The following is a 20,373-nucleotide window of genomic DNA, read 5'->3' on the forward strand; positions in this document are numbered from 1 at the left end:
TCATCGGTAAGGGGCGGTCGCCAATGGCGACCGCCCCTTACCTGCCTAACCGTTACTGCCCGTCAGGCGGGCCCGTCACAGACGGGCCCGCGTGGCCTCCATCAGCCGCACCACCGAGTCGTCGGCGACCTCGGCCACCTCGTCGTAGCCGAACCAGCGCAGGTCCAGCGACTCGTCGCTGATCGCCTCGACCGCTCCGGCCGGGGCCAGCGCCGCGTACTGGACGTCCAGGTGCCAGTTGCAGGGCGAGGGGATCGGGTGCCGGTCGAGCCGGACCGGCCCGCCCGGCAGCAGTGTGAGACCGGACACACCGGACTCCTCGGCCGCCTCGCGCAGGGCGGCGGCCGTCAGCGAGACGTCCTGCGGCTCGCAGTGGCCGCCCATCTGCAGCCACATGTTCAGCTTGCGGTGCAGCGTCAGCAGCACCTGCCCGCGCTCCGGGGCGATGACCAGCGCGCTCGCCGTGAGGTGGCCGGCCTGGCAGGCCTTCCACATCCCGTCCGGGTGCGCCGACAGATGGTCGAGGTACGTCCGGCGCAGCTTGGGCTGGTCCTCGTACGCCTTCAGGGTGAGGACCGCGTCTTCGTACAGGCTCACTTGCTCTCGTCGTCCTTGCCGTCGCCGCTGTCCTGGGGCTTGTCCTTGGGCTCGTCCTTGCGGGAGGCCGCCTCGCCGAGCATCTTGTCGAGCTCCGAGAAGTCCAGCTGCTCGTGGTGGACAAAGCCGTCCGGGTCGTCCAGGTCGGAGGCGGTCGGCAGCATGTCCGGGTGCTCCCACAGGCCGTCGCGGCCGTCGACCCCGCGCGCGTCCGTGAGCGAGGCCCACAGGCGCGAGGCGTCCCGCAGCCGGCGCGGACGCAGCTGGAGGCCGATCAGGGTGGCGAAGGTCTGCTCGGCGGGACCGCCGGACGCCCGGCGCCTGCGCAGCGTCTCGCGCAGGGCGTCGGCCGAGGTGAGGCGCGGCTTGGCGGCCTCGTGGACCACCGCGTCCACCCAGCCCTCGACCAGCGCCAGGGCCGTCTCCAGCCGGGCCAGCGCGGCCTTCTGCTCCGGGGTGTCCTCCGGCTGGAACATGCCCTGCTGAAGGGCTTCCTGAAGCTGCTCGGGGTTGGACACGTCGAGCTGGCCGACCGCGTCCTCCAGCTTCGCCGTGTCGACCTTGATCCCGCGCGCGTAGCCCTCGACCGCGCCGAACAGGTGCGAGCGCAGCCACGGCACATGGGCGAAGAGGCGCTGGTGGGCCGCCTCGCGCAGGGCGAGGTAGAGCCGCACCTCGTCCTTCGGGACGCCCAGGTCCTTGCCGAACGCCTCGATGTTCAGCGGCAGCAGCGCGGCCTTCCCGGCCGGGCCGAGCGGCAGACCGATGTCGGTCGAGCCGACGACCTCGCCCGCGAGGACGCCCACGGCCTGCCCGATCTGCTGGCCGAACATGGCGCCGCCCATCGAGCGCATCATGCCGATCAGCGGGCCCGCCATGGCCTGCATCTCCTCGGGCAGCACGCCGCCCATGGCCGCGCCGACCCGCTCGGCGACCGGGTCGACGAGCTCCTTCCAGGCCGGCTGGGTCGCCTCGACCCACTCCGCGCGGCTCCACGCCACGGCCGTCGACGCGCCCGAGGGCAGCGACGTCACCCCGTCCAGCCACAGGTCGGCCAGGCGGACGGCCTCCTCGACGGCGGCGCGCTCGGCCGGGCCGACGCTCTCGTCCTTGGTGCCGTCGGCGGTGCCCTGCGCCACCGTCTGCCGGGCGATCTGCTTGGCCATGTCCCAGTTCACGGGACCGCCCTCGTAGCTGAGCATCTGGCCGAGCTGCTGGAAGGCCGCTCCCAGGTCGTTCGGGTTCAGCGAACCGAACATCGCCGCGAACGGATTGTCCGCGCCGCCGGCCCCGGTACCGAACCCGAACGGATTCGCCGGGCCGCCCTGGTTGCCCTTGCCCTTCTCCTTGCCCTCGTCGCCGTTCTCCGGCTCCTCCGGCGGAAGGCCGAATCCGAATGGGTTGTCACTCACGGGTTTCCTCGGCTCCTAGGGCCGCCGGCTCCTGCCGACGGCGACTGCCCACCAACACCACCAGCGTAGACATCCGGGCCGGATAAGGGCTCGGTGCTCCGCCGACTCTTGGCCTGCGGCAGGATGGACGTCACCTGGTCCGTACGCGTCATTCGTGTACGTACTGAATACAACCGCTGGAGACGCCCGGTGAGTTCCCCTGATCCGCAGGTTCGCGCAGCGCGAAACCCTTCCCCCTCAGCCGCGCGGGGTCCCGTCGTCGCGGTCACCGGTGCCGCGGCCGGAATCGGCGCGCTGCTCACCGCGCGGCTCGCCGCGTCCGAGGAGATCAAGCAGGTCGTCGCCATCGACGAGCGCCGGGGCGAGGTGTCCGAGGCCACCTGGCACATCCTGGACGTACGCGACCCGGCCATCGCCGAGAAGCTGCGCGGCGCCGACGTCGTCGTCCACCTGGCGCTCGACCTCGACCTGGAGACGGACGCCGCCGCCCGTACGGCGTACAACGTACGCGGGACGCAGACCGTGCTGACCGCGGCCGCGGCGGCCGGGGTCCACCGGGTCGTGCTGTGCACCTCGGCCATGGTCTACGGCGCGCTGCCCGACAACGACATCCCGCTCTCCGAGGACGCCGAGCTGCGGGCCACCGCCGAGGCGACCGGCGTCGGCGACCTCCTGGAGATCGAGCGCCTGGGCCGCCGCGCCCCGCGCGCCCACCCCGGCCTCAACGTCACCGTGGTCCGGCCCGCCGTCCTGGTCGGCGGCACCGACACCGCGCTGACCCGGTACTTCGAGTCGCCGCGCCTCCTGGTGGTCGCCGGATCCCGTCCGACCTGGCAGTTCTGCCACGTCGAGGACCTGTGCAGCGCGCTGGAGTACGCGGCCCTGGAGAAGGTCGACGGGGAGTTCGCCGTTGGCTGCGACGGGTGGCTCGAACAGGAGGAGGTAGAGGAGCTCAGCGGCATCCGGCGGATGGAGCTGCCCTCGGCGGTGGCGCTCGGCGCCGCGGCCCGGCTGCACCGGATCGGGCTGACCCCGTCCCCGGCGGGCGACCTGGCGTACACGATGCACCCCTGGGTGGTCAGCGTCGGGCGGCTGCACGACGCGGGCTGGCGGCCGCAGTGGACCAACGAGGAGGTCCTCGCGGAGCTCCTGGAGGAGGTCGCGGGACGACACACCGTGGCGGGGCGCCGGCTGGGCCGCAAGGACGCCACCGCCGCCGGTGCCGCCGGAGCGACGGTCGCCCTGCTGGGCGCGGCCGCGGTGGTCCGCAGGGCCCGCAAGCGCCGGGGCCTGTAGGACCCTCCTACGGAGGGTGTCGGCGACCGGGTGAAAGAGCTATACCGCGATGTCAGTGCGGTACGGCACGATGGGGCCATGGCACAGACGCACCCCGATCACCCCGGCGAGCAGGCGGCGGACGACCCGATCCGGCTGCTGGAGATCCGTGACACCCCGCTCTCCCTGGACGAGGTGTTCCGCGCCGTGGGCGACCCCTCGGCGGGCGGCACCGCGCTCTTCGTCGGCACCGTGCGCGACCATGACGGCGGCGCGGACGTGGCCGCGCTCGGGTACTCGTGCCATCCGACGGCCGAGGCGGAGATGCGCCGAGTGGCCGACAAGGTCGTCGCCGAGTTCCCGGTCCGCGCGCTGGCGGCCGTCCACCGGGTGGGCGAACTGGCCGTGGGCGATCTGGCGGTCGTCGTGGCGGTCTCCTGCCCGCACCGCGGCGAGGCGTTCGCGGCGTGCCGCAAGCTGATCGACGACCTGAAACACGAGGTCCCGATCTGGAAGCACCAGAAGTTCTCGGACGGGACCGATGAATGGGTGGGCGCCTGCTGACCTCCCGGGGTGCCTCCAACGGGTGAACGGGTCGCCCGATCAGGGTGTCTGAAACCCTGTCGGGGGGATCCGCCCCGATTTGCGTAACCGCACCCCTGCCCCGAGCGTTGATCTCGCAGATGGTTAATCTGCTGATCTGTCAGTGGTGGTCGCTCATTTGGGGACGGGAGGACGGAATGGCTGCACTCACGTGGCTGCTGATTCCGCTTTTCGCTGCTGTCGGCGCGGCGATATGGGCGAGCTGGGCAGCCCGCAATCGCACGACCGGCGACGTCGCGGAACTCGCCGGCTACAGCCGGTTCCGAGAGGCCATGGAAAAGGCCCAGGCCGAGACCGAGCCCGCCTGACCCCCCTTCGGCGCGTCTCCCGCGCCCCTTCCCGCACGCGGATGCTGACCTCCCCGTACGGACCGGCCCCGGCGGTGCACTGACAGGCACGTCCCGTACTGTCGTTCCATGCCACGCCGCACCGCGACGATGCTCGCCTCCACCTTGATCCTGATCGCGCTGCTCTGCGCAGGCGTCCTCATCAAAGTGCCGTACTCGGAGATGTCGCCCGGCCCCACGGTGAACACCCTCGGCGAGGCGCGTGGCGAGCCCGTACTGCAGATCTCCGGGCACAAGACCTACCCGACGACCGGTCACCTCAACATGACGACGGTCAGGGTCACCGGTGCGGGCTACAACATGAACCTGGTCGAGGCCGTCTACGGCTGGCTGGCCCATGACAACAAGGTCGTGCCGCACGACACGCTCTACCCGGACGGCAAGACCGAGGAGCAGTCCTCGCAGGAGAACGCCGAGGAGTTCAGCCAGTCCCAGGAGAGCGCCAAGGTCGCCGCGCTCAACGAGCTGAAGATCCCGGTGAAGTCCCGGGTCGTCGTGGCGTCCGTGGTCAAGGGCAGCCCGGCCGAGAACAAGCTGCACGCGGGCGATGTGATCAGGTCCGTCGACGGCTCGCCCGTCAAGGAGCCGGGAGACGTGGCGAAGCTGGTCACCAAGCACCGCCCGGGCCAGAACGTGGTCTTCGCCGTCGTCCCCGCCAAGGAGGCGGCCGCGGCGGAGAAGGCGGGCAAGGAGCCCGAGGGCAGCGAGAACGTCACGATCACCACGGAGAAGGCCAAGGACGGCGACCGGGCGATCGTGGGGATCCAGGCCGGGACCGACCACACCTTCCCGTTCTCCATCGACATCAAGCTCGCGGACGTCGGCGGCCCGAGCGCGGGGCTGATGTTCGCCCTCGGCATCGTCGACAAGCTGACGCCCGGCGATCTGACCGGCGGCAAGTTCATCGCCGGTACGGGGACGATCGACGACGCGGGCAAGGTCGGCCCGATCGGCGGCATCGAGATGAAGCTGATCGGTGCGCGCGGCGCGGGCGCCCGCTACTTCCTGACGCCCGCCGAGAACTGCGCGGCGGCCGCCTCGGACACGCCCAGCGGACTGACCCTGGTCAAGGTCTCCACCCTCGACGACGCGACCAAGGCGCTGGAGAAGATCCGCACGGGCGACACGGCCGGTCTGCCGAGCTGCTCGGCGAAGTAAGAAGTAAGAAGAAACAGGGGATCGGCCGCGCCCACGCGCGCGTGAAGGTGTCTCACATCACGCGCGCGTGGGCGCACCCGACTCACGTCATCGGTGACGCGCGTTACTCGGCGAACGTCGCGGCCAGCGCCTCGGCGAGGCCCGGGACCAGACCGGCGCCGGTGAGCACCTCGGTCGGCGAGTCCTTCTCGCGCAGCCGCACCGCCGACTCGCGGGCACCGTCGCGCAGCACCGCCACGGTCATCCGGACCTCCTGGCGGTCCGGGTGCTTGGCCACCCACTTCGCCAGCTGCTTGTCGTTCATGCCCTCGGGCACGGACGTCTCGGCCGACGGCGGAAGCATCAGTCGCTCCACGGTCAGCGCACAGCCGACCACCGCGTCCGGCCAGGCGATGGTGCCCAGGAACTGGTCGAGGGCGGTGCCGGCCGGGATCTCGTCCTGCTCGATCGGGGTCAGCGGGGCGGCCGCGTCGCCCTGGTCGAGGCCGAGCTGGGCGGCGAGCCCCGGCTCCTGGTTGCGGAGCTTGGCGGTGTCGACGAGGGCGAACAGGCGGGCCGGCTGGTCCCAGCCGAGGCCGGACGCGTACTCGTCGATTTCCAGCACTGCGCGGGTGAGGGGGCTCGCGGCCATCGGGGGGCCGGAGGGGGAAACGTTGGACATGAGCAACATCCTGCCCTCTTTCACCCCGGGATCGGGAACTGAGTAAAGCCTCAGTAAGTTGCATGAGTGGGCTCTACGATCGCGGGGCCTGCTCAATCGACAGCGAACTTCGAGGTGCGCACCTTGGCTTTCCAGATGCCGGACCGCGGCGGAGGCCCGTCCGGGCCACGGATCAGAGTCGGCCGGCCGTCCCGCCGGGTCCGGACCCTGCTCATGACACTGGGCATCCTGGCCGTGCTGGCCATGGCGTTCGTCATGTTCGCCGGGTTCTGGACGGACTGGCTCTGGTACCGCTCGGTGCACTATTCGTCCGTCTTCACCACCACCCTGTGGACCAAGATCGGCCTGTTCTCGGTCTTCGGTCTCCTGATGGCCGTCGCCGTCGGCCTGAACATCTGGCTGGCGCACCGGCTGCGGCCGCCGCTCAGCGCGATGTCGCTGGAGCAGCAGAGCCTGGACCGCTACCGGATGGGCATCGCCCCGTTCAAGAAGTGGCTGCTCCTGGGCATCACGGCGCTCGTCGGCCTGATCGCCGGAGCCTCCGCCTCCGGGCAGTGGCGCACCTGGCTGCTGTGGGTCAACGGGGTGCCGTTCGGGCAGAAGGACCCCCAGTTCCACCTGGACGTGTCCTTCTACGCCTTCGACCTGCCCTGGTACCGGTTCCTGGTCGGCTTCGGCTTCGCGGCCACCGTGCTGTCCCTGATCGCCGCCGCCCTGACGCACTACCTGTACGGCGGGCTGCGCATCACCAGCCCCGGCGCGCGCGCCACCGGCGCGGCCACCGGGCACCTGTCGGTGCTGCTCGGCGTCTTCGTCGCCCTGAAGGCCGTGGCGTACTGGCTGGACCGGTACGGGCTCGCGGTGAAGTCCAGCGACTTCAAGGCCAGCAGCAACTGGACCGGCCTGCGGTACGTGGACGCCAACGCCTATCTCCCGGCGAAGACGATCCTCTTCTGCATCGCCGTCATCTGCGCGGTGCTCTTCTTCGCGACGCTGTGGCGCCGCACCTGGCAGCTCCCGGTGATCGGCTTCGGCCTGATGGTCCTGTCGGCGATCCTGATCGGCGGGCTCTACCCGGCGATCGTCCAGAAGTTCCAGGTCCAGCCGAACGAGCAGGCCAAGGAAGCGCCGTACATCCAGAAGAACATCGACGCCACGCGCAAGGCGTACGGCATCGACGCCACCGAGGTGAAGGACTACAAGGGGACGACCGCGGCGGAGGACAACGCCAAGCTGCGGGCGGACGCCGACACGGCCGCCAGCTACCGGCTGATCGACCCCAACGTCGTCACCCCCGCCTTCCAGCAGCTCCAGCAGGAGCGTAAGTACTACCAGTTCGCCGTACCGCTGGACGTGGACCGCTACACGGACAAGGACGGCAAGGAGCAGGACACGGTCGTCGGTCTGCGCGAGCTGAACCTCAACGGCATCGACAAGCGCAACTGGATCAACGACCACTTCACCTACACCCACGGCTACGGAGTGATCGCGGCCAAGGGCACCAGCGTGGACTCCACGGGCTCCCCGGACTTCACCGAGTCCGGTCTGCCCACCACGGGCCAGCTCGGTGAGTACGAGCAGCGGATCTACTACGGCGAGAAGACCGAGCAGTACTCGATCGTCGGCGGTCCGCAGAAGGAGCTCGACTACGAGGCCGAGGGCAAGGGCCAGGAGACGACGAGCTTCAAGGGCAAGGGCGGCGTCAGCCTCTCCAACCCCTTCAACCGCGCCGCGTACGCGGTGGCCTTCAGCGAGCCGCAGATCCTGTACTCGGGAGCGATCGGCGAGGGCTCGAAGATCCTCTACAACCGCACCCCGAAGCAGCGCGTGGAGGCGGTCGCCCCGTGGCTGACCATCGACGGCGACCCGTACCCGGCCAAGATCGGCAAGCGGATCCAGTGGGTCGTCGACGCGTACACCACGACCAACGGCTATCCCTACGCTTCGCGTACCACGCTCGGTGAGACGACGGCGGACTCGCTGACCACCCGCCAGCGCGCGGTGGTGGCCCAGCAGAACCAGGTCAACTACATCCGCAACTCGGTGAAGGCCACCGTCGACGCGTACGACGGCACGGTCACGCTGTACCAGTGGGACACCAAGGACCCGGTCCTCAAGACCTGGATGAAGGCGTTCCCGGGCACGGTGAAGCCGAAGACCGACATCTCCCCGGAGCTGCTGGCCCACCTGCGGTACCCGCAGGACATGTTCAAGGTCCAGCGCGAGCTGCTCACCCGCTACCACGTCACCAACCCCGCGCAGTTCTACAGCGGCAGTGACGCCTGGCAGGTGCCGGACGACCCGACCAACAAGGACGGGGTGGCGGTCCCGCCGTACTACCTGTCGATGAAGATGCCGGGCGCCGAGACGCAGGGGAAGAAGTTCTCCCTGACCACGACGTTCACACCGAACGGCAGGCCCAACCTCGGCGGGTTCATGGCGATCGACGCGGACGCGGCCAGCAAGGACTACGGCACGATCAGACTGCTCAGGGTCACGGACAACGTCCAGGGCCCGCAGCAGGTGCAGAGCAAGCTGAACGGTCTGCCGGAGGTCGCCGAGTTCGTACGGAACCTGCGAGGCAGCGACTCCGAGATCGACTACGGCAATCTGCTGACCGTGCCGCTGGGCGGCGGGTTCCTGTACATCGAGCCGGTGTACGCGCGCGGTGGCTCAGCCAACTACCCGCTCCTGAAGAAGGTCGGCGTCTCCTACGGGGACAAGACCGTCTTCAAGGACACCCTGGCGCAGGCGCTGAACGCGGTGTTCGGCGTGGACGGCTCCGAGCCGCCGCCCGCGACCAAGCCGCCGACGGACACCACCAAGCCGCCGTCCACCGGGACGAACGCCACGGTGGAACAGGCCATCAAGGACGCCCAGAAGGCCTGGGACGACGGCCAGAAGGCGCTGCAGAAGGGCGACTTCGCGGCGTACGGCAAGGCCCAGCAGGAGCTCCAGGCGGCGCTCCAGCGGGCCGCCGACGCCGAGGCCAAGGCCAAGGGGTCGACCGGGGGGTCGGGCAGCGGCGGGTAAACCGGTCAAGGCTCCGTTCCGCGTCGTGATACGTTGTATTCACCGACGCGGGGTGGAGCAGCTCGGTAGCTCGCTGGGCTCATAACCCAGAGGTCGCAGGTTCAAATCCTGTCCCCGCTACTCACGGACGAGGGCCCGGATCCATCAGGATCCGGGCCCTCGTCGATTTGCGTGTCCGGATGTGCCCCTGCTGCGTTTGGCTTATCTCTCTGTGGGCATGTCGACAAAACGCTGTAGTGACCTCACTGGCTGCGGTATACCAGGTGTACGGCGGTTGCGGGTGGTGCGACGATGGTATTTATGGGGGACAGGGCAACTCTGTTGGAGACAGGGCGGTTTGCGCGGATGCGCTCCGATGACGCCGCCGATGCCGAGACCGAGGCACGGCACCGGCGTGCTGCCGACAGCGGCGACGCCGCGTCCATGAGCGTTCTCGGATCCATGCTCCTGCGCCGCGGTGACCTCGACAGCGCCGAGCCCTATCTGCGCGGCGCCACCGCCGAGGGCGACCGCGCCGCGGCCAACAACCTGGGCGTACTGCTGCACCAGCGCGGATACGCGGACGAGGCGGCCGGGTGGTGGCGCATCGCCGCCGTCGCGGGCTCCGCCGCCGCGGCGCACGCGCTGGGCCGGCACTACCGCGAGCGCGGCGACGAGCCGGCGGCCGAGTACTGGCTGCGCCAGTCCGCGGAGCAGGGCCACGCGCTGGGGGCGTACGCCCTGGCGGACCTGCTGGAGCACCGCTCCGACGTGGGCGCCGAGCGCTGGCTGCGCGCCGCCGCCGAGCAGGGGCACCGGGAGGCCGCGTACCGCCTCGCGCGGCTCATCGACCAGCGCGCCGAGCGGGACAGCGGGGAGTCTGACATCGCTGTCGAGGCCGAGCAGGCCGCCGACGCCAAGGACGCGGGGGCGGGCGGCGTCGAGGCCGAGCAGTGGTACCGCCAGGCCGCCGCGCGCGGCCACCGGCGGGCCGCGCTGCACCTCGGCGCGATCCTGGAGAAGCGCGGCGAGCTGAAGGAGGCCGGGCGCTGGTACCTGACCTCGGCCAAGGACGGCGAGGCCAAGGCGGCCTGCGCGCTCGGGTTCCTGCTGCGGGACGCGGGCGACGAGGAGAGCGCGGCCGTGTGGTGGCTGCGCGCCGCCCAGGACGGCGACGGCAACGCCGCCAACGCGCTGGGCGCGCTGCACGCGGCCCGGGGCGAGCCGCAGACCGCCGAGCGCTGGTACCGGGCGGCGATGGACGCCGGGGACGACAACGGGGCGTACAACCTGGCGCTGCTGTGCGCCGCCCAGGAGCGGACCGCGCAGGCCGAGCAGTGGTACCGGCGCGCCGCGTACGCGGGGCACCGCGAGGCGGCCAACGCGCTCGCCGTGCTGCTGCTCCAGGCCGGCGACGCGACCGGGGCCGAGCCGTGGTTCTCCAAGGCGGCCGAGGCGGGCAGCGTGGACGCGGCCTTCAACCTGGGCATCCTCTTCGCCAGCCGCGACGACGACCGCGCCGCCCTGAAGTGGTACGAGCGGGCGGCGGCGGCCGGGCACACCGAGGCGGCCCTCCAGGTCGGCATGGCGCTGCTCAGGGACGGCGAGGAGGCGGCCGCCGAGCGGCACCTGCGGTGTGCGGCGGGCGGCGGCAGCGCGGAGGCGGCGTTCCGGCTCGCCACCGTGCTCGACGCGCGCCAGCCGCCGCCGGGTGCGCCGGTGCTCGGCGAGCCGGTGGCCGAGAAGACGGAGTGTGAGGAGTGGTACGAGCGGGCGGCCGCGCAGGGGCACCGGCGGGCCCAGGTCCGCGTCGGCATGCTCGCGGCGGCCCGGGGCGACCAGGAGGGTGCGGCGCGCTGGTACCGGGAGGCGGCCGAGGCGGGCAGCCGCAACGGCGCCTTCAACCTCGGGCTGCTGCTGGCCCGCGAGGGGCGGGAGCGGGAGGCCGCGCTGTGGTGGACCCGGGCCGCCAACGCGGGGCACGGGCGTGCGGCGCTGCGGCTCGCGCTGCTGGCCGCGCGGTGCGGGGAGCTGGCGGAGGGGCAGCGGTGGTGTGCGCGGGCCGTGGAGCTGGGGCCGGCGGAGGTGGCTGAGCGGGCGGCTCGGCTGCGGGAGGCTCTCCACCAGGAGCTGACGGCCTGACCCCGTGCGCTCCGGCGTGCAAGCGGGGTGCGCCGATCGGGTTTGCGCTGGTCCGTGCGGTGACGTACTGTTGGGTTTACCGACGCGGGGTGGAGCAGCTCGGTAGCTCGCTGGGCTCATAACCCAGAGGTCGCAGGTTCAAATCCTGTCCCCGCTACCAAGTATTCAGGGCCCGGATCCAATGGATCCGGGCCCTGTTTCGTATGTCCACGTGCGGGCCGGTGGGTGGTTTGTGCCCACCCGTTCCGCCCTTGCGGAACGCCTGCCCACAAACCACGGGGGACGGGGAGGTGCGGCCGGAACCGCTGGGGCGGAAAGGTCCCGCCGGCCGCTCTAGGCCTTCGCGCAGTCCGGGCACACGCCCCGGTACGTGACCTCGACGTCCGAGATCGTGAAGCCGAAGCGTTCCGTCGCGGGGAGGTCCGTGAGCGGGTTGCCCGTGGGGTGGACGTCGCGGATCGCGCCGCACAGGGCGCAGACCAGGTGCTGGTGCGGCCGGTGCGCGTTCGGGTCGTACCGCTTGGCGCGGCGGTCCGTGGAGACCTCGATGACCTCGCCCAGCGTCACCATCTCGCCCAGCGTGTTGTAGACGGTCGCGCGGGAGATCTCGGGCAGCTTGGCCACCGCACGCGCGTGGACCTCGTCCGCCGTCAGGTGCATGTGGTCCCCGTCGAGGACCTCGGCCACGACACGCCGCTGGGCGGTCATGCGCCAGCCGCGTCCGCGAAGTCGTTCCAGCAGGTCACTCATAAGGGCCAGCCTAACAGCCGGGGGAGCGTATCCCGAACGGGTGTGACTTTGGATGGTCACTTGACTTAGACAATGTCCATTGTAGGATCGGAAGCGGCTCAGGCCAAGGGACAGGACCAGCAGGTAATGACGCAGGAGGCGCACGTGACGCAGGGACCGCTCACCACGGAGGCCGGGGCGCCGGTAGGCGACAACCAGAACAGCGAGACCGCCGGCGTCGGCGGTCCGGTGCTTCTCCAGGACCAGCTGCTCCTGGAGAAGCTCGCGCACTTCAACCGGGAGCGCATCCCGGAGCGCATCGTCCACGCGCGCGGTGCGGGCGCGTACGGCACGTTCACGGTGACCCGCGACGTCACCCAGTGGACGCGCGCGAAGTTCCTCTCCGAGGTCGGCAAGCAGACCGAGACGTTCCTGCGCTTCTCCACCGTGGCCGGCAGCCTCGGCTCGGCCGACGCCGTGCGCGACCCGCGAGGCTTCGCCCTGAAGTTCTACACGGAGGAGGGGAACTACGACCTGGTCGGCAACAACACGCCCGTCTTCTTCATCAAGGACGCCATCAAGTTCCCCGACTTCATCCACACCCAGAAGCGCGACCCGTACACGGGCTCCCAGGAGGCCGACAACGTGTGGGACTTCTGGGGTCTGAGCCCCGAGTCGACGCATCAGGTCACCTGGCTCTTCGGCGACCGAGGCATCCCGGCCACGCTGCGCCACATGAACGGGTACGGCTCGCACACGTACCAGTGGAACAACGAGGCGGGCGAGGTCTTCTGGGTCAAGTACCACTTCAAGACCGACCAGGGCATCAAGAACCTCACCCAGGCCGAGGCCAACAAGCTCGCCGGTGAGGACCCCGACAGCCACCAGCGCGACCTGCGCGAGTCCATCGAGCGCGGCGAGTTCCCGAGCTGGACGGTCCAGGTGCAGATCATGCCCGCGGCCGACGCGGCGACGTACCGCTTCAACCCGTTCGACCTCACCAAGGTGTGGCCGCACGAGGACTACCCGCCGATCGAGATCGGCAAGCTGGAGCTCAACCGCAACCCGGAGAACGTCTTCGCCGAGGTCGAGCAGTCGATCTTCAGCCCGGCGCACTTCGTGCCCGGCATCGGCCCCTCGCCGGACAAGATGCTCCAGGGCCGCCTGTTCGCGTACGGCGACGCGCACCGCTACCGCGTCGGCATCAACGCCGACCACCTGCCGGTGAACCGCCCGCACGCCACCGAGGCGCGCACCCACTCCCGCGACGGCTTCCTGTACGACGGCCGCCACAAGGGCGCGAAGAACTACGAGCCGAACAGCTTCGGCGGCCCGCACCAGACGGACCGTCCGCTGTGGCAGCCGGTTCCGGTCGCCGACGCGACGGGCAACCACGCGGCCCCGGTCCACGCCGAGGACGACGACTTCGTCCAGGCAGGCACCCTGTACCGGATGTTCTCCGAGGACGAGAAGGCCCGTCTGATCGAGAACCTCTCCGGGTTCATCGCCAAGGTCTCGCGCGACGACATCGCCGAGCGCGCGATCGAGAACTTCCGCAAGGCGGACGGAGACTTCGGCAAGCGGCTGGAGGCCGCGGTCCAGGCCCTGCGCGGCTGAACAGCACTGGATCGCTTGTCGTAGGCAGTCAGAGGGCCGGATCCCCGCGGGGGCCGGCCCTCTGCGCGTGCGCGGGTGCCGGGCGGTTCGCCGACCGGCTAGCCGACCAGTTCGGCCGGGTGGCGCCGGGTCGGGGCCCAGCAGCGGATGATGTCGCGGACCGAGACCACGCCGACGGGGCCGGCCCCGTCGAGGACGATCAGGTGCCGGAAGCCGCCGTGCGACATCGCGTCGGCGGCCTCGTCCAGGGTCCAGCCCGGCGCCGCGAACACGACGTCGGTGGTGGTGTGCGTGCTCGCGGTCTCGCGGTCCGGGTCCTGGCCCTGGCCCAGGGAGTTGAGGATGTCGCGCTCGGTGAGGATGCCGAGCCCGCTGGTGTCGGGGTCGAGGACGACGGCCGCTCCGACGCGGCGCGCGGCCATCAGCCGGGCCGCCTGGCGGAGGGTGTGCGCGGGTCCGATGGTGAGGACCACCGTGCTCATGGCGTCACGGACGAGCATGGATGGAGCCACCTCCTTGGTGAACCCCCGTGTCCCGTACGGAAGTACGGGAACGAGAACGGATTCACAAGTTCACAAGTGGGGGGACTCCTAGAGTTGCATCACGGAGTGCACGTCAACAAGAGGGTGGTAGAGGTCAGTTGAGGGGCGCGTAAAAGTACGACCCACGCCCCTCTCGCGCCTCAGCGGCGCGAGCGGGCCGGGGACGCGCCCCGGCCCGCCGCCTCAGTCCGCCGTGCCCACGTAGTTCAGCAGCTCGTCGTGGAGCAGGCCGTTGGAGGCCGCCGCGTTGCCGCTGTGCGGGCCCTCCTGGCCGTCCAGACCGGTGAAGACGCCACCCGCCTCCTGCACCACGATCACGTTCGCCGCCATGTCCCACAGCGACAGCTCCGGCTCGGCGCAGATGTCGACCGACCCCTCGGCGACCATCATGTACGGCCAGAAGTCGCCGTACGCGCGCGTGCGCCAGCACGCCCGGGTCAGATCCAGGAAGTCGTCGAGCTTGCCGCGCTCCTCCCAGCCGCTCAGCGAGGAGTACGCGAACGACGCGTCCGCCAGCTTCGACACGCTGGAGACCTTCAGCCGGGTCGCCTGCGACAGACTGCGGCCGGTGTACGCGCCGTGCCCCTTCGCCGCCCACCAGCGCCGGTTCAGAGCGGGCGCCGACACCACGCCGACCACCGGCCGGTAGCCGCCCTCGCCCGCCTCCATCAGCGCGATCAGCGTCGCCCAGACAGGCACCCCGCGCACGTAGTTCTTGGTGCCGTCGATCGGGTCGATCACCCAGCGGCGCGGACCCGTGCCCTCCAGGCCGTACTCCTCGCCCAGGATCGCGTCCCGCGGCCGCGCCCGCTGGAGATGGCCGCGGATCAGCTCTTCGGCGGCCTTGTCGGCCTCGCTCACCGGCGTCATGTCCGGCTTGGTCTCGACCTTGAGGTCGAGCGCCTTGAACCGGTCCATGGTGGCGGCGTCGGCGGCGTCCGCGAGGACGTGGGCGAGTCGCAGATCATCGTGGTAGTCGGGCATGGCCACCAACCTATCGACCAGCACCTCCGGCGACCACACGGCCCGGGATGCGGACACCGGCCGCCCGGGGCTATTGACAGTGCGGGGGCGCGCGTCAACTCTGAGGACCAGCCGGCTCGCACGGCCCGGGGAGGCGCGATGCCCACAGCGCGAGAAGCCTTACTGGACGCCACCGTCTCGGCGCTCGCCGCACGGCCCTGGTCGGCGGTGCGGATGGTGGACGTGGCCTCGGCCGCGGGGGTGTCCCGGCAGACGCTCTACAACGAGTTCGGCAGCAAGGAGGGCCTCGCCCGCGCCCTGGTGCGGCGCGAGGCCGACGTCTATCTGCGCGGGGTCGACCGGGTCCTCGCCGAGCGGGCGGTCCCGGCCGACCGGCTGGTCGCGCTCGCCGAGTGGACCGTGCGCTCGGCCCGCACCAGCGCGCTGATCCGGGCGCTGCTCACCGGCTGCTGGAGCGAGCGGCTGCCCGCCCCGCGCGCACACCGCACGCAGGGCGCGCACTCTCCCGTACCGGCGCAGCGGCGCGCGGACGCCGGGGTTCCGGGCCCGTCCGAGCTGGTGGCGACGGTACGGGACCGCTCGCTCGCGGTCCTGGAGAAGGACCTGCCCGCGGTGGAGCCGGTGGAGCTGGCGCGCTGCTGCGAGACGGTGGTGCGGCTCGCCCTGTCGTACGTACTGGCGCCGGACCCGGGACCGCCCGGGCCGCACGGCGGGGGCGGGCACGCGGCCCAGGTGCGTGCGGTGCTCGCCCGCACGCCGATGCGGCCGGTGCCGTAACGCCGAAAGCGCGGTGTCAGTGCGCCGAGCCCGAGATCTGGAGGCCGATCACGCCCACGATCACCAGTGAGATCGACACCAGCTTCAGCGTGGAGACCACGTCGTCGAGGAAGACCATGCCGTAGATCGCGGTGCCCGCGGCGCCGATGCCGGTCCACACCGCGTAGGCCGGGCCCACGTCCAGCTTCTTCAGGGAGAGCGTCAGCAGACCGAAGGAGCCGAGCGCGAAGGCCGCGAAGGCGATGGTCGGGGCGAGCCGGGTGAAGCCGTGCGACAGCTTGAGACAGACGGCGAACCCCGTCTCCAGGATTCCGGCGACCACCACCAGCAGCCACGCCATGTCCAAGCCCTCCCGCAACGCATAGGTGACTGCTCGTCATTGCTGGATGCGATTATGCACGGGGCGCCCGTCAGTCGCCCTCGTGGCGCTCCCGGGTGGCGAGCAGGCGGCGCAGCGAGTAGAGCCGGGCCGGGTCGGCGTGGCCCTGTGCCACCCAGGCGTCGAGCGCGCACTCCGCCTCGTCGTGGCTGCACGCGCGCGGGCAGTTCTCGGTGCCGGGCACCAGGTCGGGGAAGGCGAGGATGACCCGGGACGGGTCGACGTGGTGCAGGCCGAACGACCGTACGCCCGGAGTGTCGATCACCCAGCCGCCGTGCTCGCTGGCCAGCGGCAGCGCCAGCGCGGAGGTGGTGGTGTGCCGGCCGCGGCCGGTGACCGCGTTGACGTGGCCGGTGATCCGTCGCTGGTCCTCCGGGACCAGCGCGTTGACCAGGGTCGTCTTGCCGACGCCGGAGTGGCCGACGAAGGCGGTGGCCTTGCCGTCGAGCTGCTCGCGCACCCGGTCCGCCGCGTCGCCGTTGTAGAGCTCCTCGCGGGAGGTGACGACGTGGGGGACGCCCAGCGTCCCGTACATCTCCAGGAGTTCGTCCGCCGGGGCGAGGTCCGACTTGGTGAGCACGAGCAGCGGCGACAGGCCCGCGTCGTACGCCGCGACCAGACAGCGGTCGATCATGCGCGGGCGCGGCTCGGGGTCGGCGAGGGCGGTGACGATGGCCAGCTGGTCGGCGTTGGCGACGATCACCCGCTCGAACGGGTCGTCGTCGTCGGCCGTGCGGCGCAGCACGGAGGTGCGCTCCGAGATGCGCACGATGCGCGCCAGGGTGTCCTTGTCGCCCGAGAGATCGCCGACGATCATGACCCGGTCGCCCACCACCGCGGCCTTGCGGCCCAGCTCACGGGCCTTCATCGCGGTGACCGTACGGTCCCCGACGAGGCAGGTCAGCCGACCCCGGTCGACGGTGAGGACCATCCCCTCCGAGGCGTCCTCGTGCTTGGGGCGGATGTTGGTGCGGGGACGGTTGCCCTTGCGGTTCGGGCGGACCCGGATGTCGTCCTCGTCGGGGTTCTTGCCGTAGCGGCGCATCTGCTCAGGCCCCGCTCAGTTTCCGGCCCCGGTCAGCATCTCGGTCCACATCCGCGGGAAGTCCGGCAGGGTCTTGGCGGTCGTCGCCACGTTCTCGATCTGGACGCCCTCCACGGCGAGGCCGATGATCGAGCCGGCCGTGGCCATCCGGTGGTCGTCGTACGTGTGGAAGATGCCGCCGTGCAGCCGGCGCGGGCGGATGTGCAGACCGTCGGCGGTCTCGGTGACGTCGCCGCCGAGCTCGTTGATCTCCTTGGTGAGGGCCGCCAGGCGGTCCGTCTCGTGGAGGCGCAGATGGGCCACGCCGCGCAGCGTCGAGGGCGAGTCGGCGAGCGCCGCGACCGCCGCGATGCCCGGGGTGAGCTCGCCGACCTCGCTCAGGTCCACGTCGATGCCGTGGATCGAGCCGGAGCCGGTGAAGACCAGACCGCGCTCGGTGAGCTCGCAGGAACCGCCCATCTCGGTGAAGATCCGGCGCAGCTGGTCGCCCGGCTGGGTGGTGCGCTCCGGCCAGTCCGGGATCGTCACCTTGCCGCCGGTGATCAGGGCGGCGGCCAGGAACGGCTGGGCGTTGGAGAGGTCCGGCTCGACGGTCAGGTCGCGGCCGAGCAGCGCGGACGGCGAGACCCGCCACACGTTCGGCTCGCCGCCGGTCTCCGGCTCGTCCACCTGCGCGCCGACCGAGCGCAGCATGTCGACGGTCATCCGGATGTGCGGCATGGACGGCAGCGAGGCGCCGGTGTGCCGCACCTCCACGCCCTGGTTGAAGCGGGGCGCGGAGAGCAGCAGGGCGGAGACGAACTGCGACGAGGAGGACGCGTCGATCCGGACCCGGCCGCCGTCGAGGGCGCCGCCGCCGTGCACGGTGAGCGGGAGCGCGCCCCGGCTGTCGTCGTCGATCCGGGCGCCGAGCGTACGCAGCGCGTCGATCACGCCGTTCAGCGGACGCTCGTACGAGCGGGGGTCGCCGTCGAAGCGGACCGGGCCGTCGGCGAGGGCGGCGACGGGGGGCAGGAAACGCATGACCGTACCGGCGTTGCCGACGTCGATCGTGGCGGGGCCGTGCAGACCCGCCGGGATCACGCGCCAGGCCTCGCCGGAGCCGTCGGGGCCGACGCCCTCCTCGATGCCGACGCCGAGGGCGCGCAGCGCCTCCGCCATCAGCAGGGTGTCGCGGGAGCGCAGGGGGCGGCGCAGCCAGCCGGGCTCGGCGGCGAGCGAGGCCAGCACCAGGGCACGGTTGGTGACCGATTTGGATCCGGGCACGGTGACCGTCGCGTCGACGGCTCCGCTCGCGACGGGGGCGGGCCAGAGGGCGGGGTGCACGGGCGTTTCGGTCATGGCTCTCACTTTAGTGGGGGGAGAACCTAGAGTCCGAGCAGCCACCGTCCGCCGCCGATGAGCGAGCAGATCGAGACGGCGTGGAAGAGGAACAGCCAGAGCGCCGGTGGTACGGCCGTGAGCCGCGCCAGCTGGTCGGCGTCGGAGTCGCCGCTGTTGTGCCTGCGCCGCTTGGCCTGGAGCTCGAAGGCCGGCCGTACGCCCCCGAGCAGCAGGAACCACACCACCGCGTACGCGAACGCCGACTGCACGTCGGGCGAGGTCAGCCAGGACACCAGCAGGAAGGCGGCGCCGCTGAGGACCACGGTGAGCACGCCGTACGCGTTGCGGATCATCACCAGCATCGCGAGCAGCAGGGCGGTGGCGAGCCAGAGCAGCAGGGTGACGTGGTGGGCGGCGAGCAGCCAGGCGCCGCCGAGGCCGAGCAGCGGGGGAGCGGTGTAGCCGGCGGCGGCGGTCAGGATCATGCCGAGGCCGGTCGGGCGGCCCCGGCTCACGGTGAGGCCGCTGGTGTCGGAGTGCAGCCGGATGCCGTCCAGGCGGCGGCCGGTGAGCAGCGCGACCAGGCCGTGGCCGCCCTCGTGGGCGATGGTGATCGCGTTGCGCGAGATCCGCCAGACGCCGTGCGGCAGGACCACGGCGAGGGCGGCTATCCCGGTGACGACAACCAGCCACTGGGCGGGGGCGGCCTGGGTGCCGAAGAGGTGCAGGTCGGGCATTTCGTCGGCCATTTCCGGGACGGCTCCTTCTGGTGGGCTGCCGCGTGGCAGGGTGACGGTCATGTGTGGGAGGTATGCAGCGAGTCGTAGGCCCGAGGATCTCGCGGAAGTCTTTGACATAGAGAAGTGGGACCCGGATCCGAAGGAGACGCTGGCGCCCGACTGGAACGTGGCCCCGACCAAAGAGGTCTACGCGGTCCTCGAACGTCCACTGAAAGACGCGGACGACCGCCGTCCGGTTCGCCAGCTGCGCAAGCTGAAGTGGGGGCTGGTGCCGTCCTGGGCGAGCTCGCCGGAGGGGGCGGCGCGGATGATCAACGCGCGGGCGGAGACGGTGCACGAGAAGCCGTCGTTCCGCCGCCCCTTCGCGGCCCGGCGGTGCATCATTCCGGCGGACGGGTACTACGAGTGGGTCACCGGGGCGGACGAGCGGGAGCTGGAGGTCGAGGGGAAGAAGAAGCGGCCGCGGAAGCAGCCGTACTTCATCTCGCCGGTGGACGGGTCGGTGTTCGCCATGGCCGGGCTGTACGAGTTCTGGCGCGATCGGTCGTTGCCGGACGACCATCCGGGGGCGTGGTGGGCGACGTGTTCGGTGATCACTTTGGCGGCGGAGACGGGGCCGCTGGGGGTGGCTCCTGCGGAGGGGCCGTCGTCGCTGGCTTCCATTCATCCTCGGATGCCGCTGATGCTGCCGCGGGCTCGGTGGTCCGCTTGGCTGGATCCTTCTCTCTCCTCTGTGGAGGAGGTGCGGGGGTTGCTGGGGGCGCCGCCGGAGGGGTTGATGCGGGCGTACGCGGTTTCGACGGCGGTCAGCAATGTGCGGAACAACGGGCCGGAGCTGGTGGAGGAGTGGGAGGCTCCGGAGGAGCCGACCCTCTTTTAGCCCCACCCCGCCCCTTCGCCTAAACCCTCCGGGGGTGGGTGGTGGAGGCTCGTTTCCCAGGGGCTGCACCCCCGGACCCCCGTTGCGTTCGTCTGCGGACCGTGGATGGCTGGTCGCGCAGTTCCCCGCGCCCCTTAAATGCCGCTCCGC

19 protein-coding genes and 2 tRNA genes are annotated in these 20,373 nt (G+C 71.2%); 11 read left to right on the forward strand and 10 right to left on the reverse strand.

Translation table 11 applies throughout. The features are described 5' to 3' along the window. Positions 1-75: 75 nt before the first annotated feature. Both IE252_RS15915 and IE252_RS15920 read right to left on the reverse strand, forming a co-directional pair. Positions 76-597: an NUDIX hydrolase gene (locus IE252_RS15915; RefSeq protein WP_190090042.1), complete on the reverse strand. Its 522-nt coding sequence runs from the start codon at positions 595-597 to the stop codon at positions 76-78. After that, positions 594-2,009, reverse strand: a complete 1,416-nt coding sequence (locus tag IE252_RS15920; protein WP_190090043.1) for a zinc-dependent metalloprotease — start codon at positions 2,007-2,009, stop codon at positions 594-596. Before IE252_RS15920 ends, IE252_RS15915 begins: the two co-directional genes overlap by 4 nt. A gap of 189 nt (positions 2,010-2,198) precedes the next feature. Here IE252_RS15920 and IE252_RS15925 point away from each other — a divergent pair, with 189 nt between their 5' ends. The 4 genes from IE252_RS15925 (at position 2,199) to IE252_RS15940 (ending at position 5,392) form a co-directional block, all read left to right on the forward strand. After that, on the forward strand, positions 2,199-3,305 hold the full coding sequence (locus tag IE252_RS15925) for an SDR family oxidoreductase (protein ID WP_190090044.1): 1,107 nt from the start codon (positions 2,199-2,201) through the stop codon (positions 3,303-3,305). A gap of 78 nt (positions 3,306-3,383) precedes the next feature. Beyond that, a complete protein-coding gene (locus IE252_RS15930) occupies positions 3,384-3,848 on the forward strand; it encodes a molybdenum cofactor biosynthesis protein MoaE (protein WP_190090045.1) in 465 nt (154 codons plus the stop codon). A gap of 176 nt (positions 3,849-4,024) precedes the next feature. Further along, a complete protein-coding gene (locus IE252_RS15935; protein ID WP_190090046.1) occupies positions 4,025-4,195 on the forward strand; it encodes a hypothetical protein in 171 nt (56 codons plus the stop codon). A gap of 108 nt (positions 4,196-4,303) precedes the next feature. Then, positions 4,304-5,392, forward strand: coding sequence for a YlbL family protein (locus IE252_RS15940; RefSeq protein ID WP_190090047.1), 1,089 nt, complete (start codon positions 4,304-4,306; stop codon positions 5,390-5,392). Between the two features lie 103 nt (positions 5,393-5,495). Here IE252_RS15940 and IE252_RS15945 read toward each other — a convergent pair whose 3' ends face one another. Beyond that, positions 5,496-6,062, reverse strand: a complete 567-nt coding sequence (locus tag IE252_RS15945) for a PPA1309 family protein (RefSeq protein WP_190090048.1) — start codon at positions 6,060-6,062, stop codon at positions 5,496-5,498. A 126-nt stretch (positions 6,063-6,188) separates the two neighbouring features. On the opposite strand from IE252_RS15945, the gene IE252_RS15950 reads away from it, so the two are divergent. The 4 genes from IE252_RS15950 (at position 6,189) to IE252_RS15965 (ending at position 11,367) form a co-directional block, all read left to right on the forward strand. Further along, the gene (locus tag IE252_RS15950; protein WP_190090188.1) at positions 6,189-9,086 is read left to right on the forward strand and encodes a UPF0182 family membrane protein; all 2,898 of its coding nucleotides are present in this window, start codon (positions 6,189-6,191) and stop codon (positions 9,084-9,086) included. A 46-nt stretch (positions 9,087-9,132) separates the two neighbouring features. Then, positions 9,133-9,206, forward strand: a tRNA-Met gene (locus IE252_RS15955). A gap of 171 nt (positions 9,207-9,377) precedes the next feature. Beyond that, the gene (locus tag IE252_RS15960; RefSeq protein ID WP_190090049.1) at positions 9,378-11,207 is read left to right on the forward strand and encodes a tetratricopeptide repeat protein; all 1,830 of its coding nucleotides are present in this window, start codon (positions 9,378-9,380) and stop codon (positions 11,205-11,207) included. Between the two features lie 83 nt (positions 11,208-11,290). Beyond that, positions 11,291-11,367 (forward strand) — tRNA-Met (locus tag IE252_RS15965). 173 nt (positions 11,368-11,540) lie between these two features. Here IE252_RS15965 and IE252_RS15970 read toward each other — a convergent pair. Then, the gene (locus IE252_RS15970) at positions 11,541-11,957 is read right to left on the reverse strand and encodes a Fur family transcriptional regulator (protein ID WP_190090050.1); all 417 of its coding nucleotides are present in this window, start codon (positions 11,955-11,957) and stop codon (positions 11,541-11,543) included. A 126-nt stretch (positions 11,958-12,083) separates the two neighbouring features. Here IE252_RS15970 and IE252_RS15975 point away from each other — a divergent pair, with 126 nt between their 5' ends. After that, a complete protein-coding gene (locus IE252_RS15975) occupies positions 12,084-13,553 on the forward strand; it encodes a catalase (RefSeq protein ID WP_190090051.1) in 1,470 nt (489 codons plus the stop codon). A 98-nt stretch (positions 13,554-13,651) separates the two neighbouring features. On the opposite strand, the gene IE252_RS15980 is transcribed toward IE252_RS15975, so the two are convergent. Both IE252_RS15980 and hisN read right to left on the reverse strand, forming a co-directional pair. After that, on the reverse strand, positions 13,652-14,053 hold the full coding sequence (locus IE252_RS15980; RefSeq protein ID WP_190090052.1) for a CBS domain-containing protein: 402 nt from the start codon (positions 14,051-14,053) through the stop codon (positions 13,652-13,654). Positions 14,054-14,278: 225 nt separating this feature from the next. Then, complete coding sequence (gene hisN / locus IE252_RS15985; protein WP_101389987.1) at positions 14,279-15,079, reverse strand: histidinol-phosphatase; 801 nt, start codon at positions 15,077-15,079, stop codon at positions 14,279-14,281. Positions 15,080-15,217: 138 nt separating this feature from the next. Here hisN and IE252_RS15990 point away from each other — a divergent pair, with 138 nt between their 5' ends. Then, the gene (locus IE252_RS15990; protein ID WP_190090053.1) at positions 15,218-15,856 is read left to right on the forward strand and encodes a TetR/AcrR family transcriptional regulator; all 639 of its coding nucleotides are present in this window, start codon (positions 15,218-15,220) and stop codon (positions 15,854-15,856) included. Positions 15,857-15,872: 16 nt separating this feature from the next. Here IE252_RS15990 and IE252_RS15995 read toward each other — a convergent pair whose 3' ends face one another. The 4 genes from IE252_RS15995 to IE252_RS16010 all read right to left on the reverse strand — a co-directional run bounded on the left by IE252_RS15995 (position 15,873) and on the right by IE252_RS16010 (position 19,352). After that, a complete protein-coding gene (locus IE252_RS15995; protein WP_101389989.1) occupies positions 15,873-16,196 on the reverse strand; it encodes a DMT family transporter in 324 nt (107 codons plus the stop codon). 70 nt (positions 16,197-16,266) lie between these two features. Beyond that, the gene (gene rsgA, locus IE252_RS16000; protein WP_190090054.1) at positions 16,267-17,280 is read right to left on the reverse strand and encodes a ribosome small subunit-dependent GTPase A; all 1,014 of its coding nucleotides are present in this window, start codon (positions 17,278-17,280) and stop codon (positions 16,267-16,269) included. Between the two features lie 15 nt (positions 17,281-17,295). Beyond that, on the reverse strand, positions 17,296-18,621 hold the full coding sequence (aroA, locus tag IE252_RS16005; protein ID WP_190090055.1) for a 3-phosphoshikimate 1-carboxyvinyltransferase: 1,326 nt from the start codon (positions 18,619-18,621) through the stop codon (positions 17,296-17,298). A gap of 26 nt (positions 18,622-18,647) precedes the next feature. Beyond that, positions 18,648-19,352 (reverse strand): M50 family metallopeptidase, encoded by a 705-nt coding sequence (locus tag IE252_RS16010; protein ID WP_229848421.1) that lies wholly within the window; start codon positions 19,350-19,352, stop codon positions 18,648-18,650. 49 nt (positions 19,353-19,401) lie between these two features. Between IE252_RS16010 and IE252_RS16015 the strand changes: the two genes are divergently transcribed. After that, the gene (locus IE252_RS16015; protein ID WP_190090056.1) at positions 19,402-20,223 is read left to right on the forward strand and encodes an SOS response-associated peptidase; all 822 of its coding nucleotides are present in this window, start codon (positions 19,402-19,404) and stop codon (positions 20,221-20,223) included. Positions 20,224-20,373 lie beyond the last annotated feature (150 nt).

This window comes from Streptomyces melanogenes (assembly GCF_014649795.1).
Lineage (GTDB): Bacteria > Actinomycetota > Actinomycetes > Streptomycetales > Streptomycetaceae > Streptomyces > Streptomyces noboritoensis.

Excerpts from the sequence above, each read along its gene's own strand:
- IE252_RS15995 (WP_101389989.1), bottom strand. The coding sequence starts at position 16,196 with ATGGCGTGGCTGCTGGTGGTGGTCGCCGGAATCCTGGAGACGGGGTTC.
- IE252_RS15950 (WP_190090188.1), top strand. The coding sequence starts at position 6,189 with ATGCCGGACCGCGGCGGAGGCCCGTCCGGGCCACGGATCAGAGTCGGC.
- IE252_RS15980 (WP_190090052.1), bottom strand. The coding sequence starts at position 14,053 with ATGCTCGTCCGTGACGCCATGAGCACGGTGGTCCTCACCATCGGACCC.
- rsgA (WP_190090054.1), bottom strand. The coding sequence starts at position 17,280 with ATGCGCCGCTACGGCAAGAACCCCGACGAGGACGACATCCGGGTCCGC.
- IE252_RS15935 (WP_190090046.1), top strand. The coding sequence starts at position 4,025 with ATGGCTGCACTCACGTGGCTGCTGATTCCGCTTTTCGCTGCTGTCGGC.
- IE252_RS15945 (WP_190090048.1), bottom strand. The coding sequence starts at position 6,062 with ATGTTGCTCATGTCCAACGTTTCCCCCTCCGGCCCCCCGATGGCCGCG.
- hisN (WP_101389987.1), bottom strand. The coding sequence starts at position 15,079 with ATGCCCGACTACCACGATGATCTGCGACTCGCCCACGTCCTCGCGGAC.
- IE252_RS15975 (WP_190090051.1), top strand. The coding sequence starts at position 12,084 with ATGACGCAGGAGGCGCACGTGACGCAGGGACCGCTCACCACGGAGGCC.
- aroA (WP_190090055.1), bottom strand. The coding sequence starts at position 18,621 with ATGACCGAAACGCCCGTGCACCCCGCCCTCTGGCCCGCCCCCGTCGCG.
- IE252_RS15960 (WP_190090049.1), top strand. The coding sequence starts at position 9,378 with ATGGTATTTATGGGGGACAGGGCAACTCTGTTGGAGACAGGGCGGTTT.
- IE252_RS15970 (WP_190090050.1), bottom strand. The coding sequence starts at position 11,957 with ATGAGTGACCTGCTGGAACGACTTCGCGGACGCGGCTGGCGCATGACC.
- IE252_RS15930 (WP_190090045.1), top strand. The coding sequence starts at position 3,384 with ATGGCACAGACGCACCCCGATCACCCCGGCGAGCAGGCGGCGGACGAC.
- IE252_RS16015 (WP_190090056.1), top strand. The coding sequence starts at position 19,402 with ATGTGTGGGAGGTATGCAGCGAGTCGTAGGCCCGAGGATCTCGCGGAA.
- IE252_RS15990 (WP_190090053.1), top strand. The coding sequence starts at position 15,218 with ATGCCCACAGCGCGAGAAGCCTTACTGGACGCCACCGTCTCGGCGCTC.
- IE252_RS15940 (WP_190090047.1), top strand. The coding sequence starts at position 4,304 with ATGCCACGCCGCACCGCGACGATGCTCGCCTCCACCTTGATCCTGATC.
- IE252_RS16010 (WP_229848421.1), bottom strand. The coding sequence starts at position 19,352 with ATGGCCGACGAAATGCCCGACCTGCACCTCTTCGGCACCCAGGCCGCC.